General features: G+C 61.6%; 1 protein-coding gene. It reads right to left on the reverse strand.

From position 1 onward, the window contains the following. Window positions 1-372, reverse strand: a 372-nt coding sequence (locus BLX42_RS26955; protein WP_256672046.1) for an IS66 family transposase zinc-finger binding domain-containing protein, incomplete at both ends; no start/stop codon positions are given.

The raw sequence follows: 372 nt of genomic DNA on the forward strand, positions 1-372 counted from the left end.
CAGCATGGCCAGCACGCTGGGGCTGGCCATGCTCTTTTCGATCAACTGGGCTGGCTTGTCGGCGGTGACCGGCGCCGCTTCACAACCACGGCAGCCGTAAACCTTGCGCACATGTTTGAGCACGCGGATCTGCATCGGCACGATATCGAGCTGCTCGCTGGTTTCCTCGCCAACCACATGTTTGCGGCAACCGCAGGCGCAGGTCAGCTCGTGCTCGGGCAAGTCGTGGATGACTTCGACACGTGGCAGGTCAGCCGACAACGGTTTGCGCTTGCCACGACGTTTGACTGGGGCAACGACTTCTTCGTCCGCATCCTCAACCACGGCCAGCAACGGCTCGCTTTCCGGCTCGTTGAACATTGCCAGTTGCGG

This window comes from Pseudomonas sp. SG-MS2, from assembly GCF_009933855.1.
GTDB lineage: Bacteria > Pseudomonadota > Gammaproteobacteria > Pseudomonadales > Pseudomonadaceae > Aquipseudomonas > Aquipseudomonas putida_E.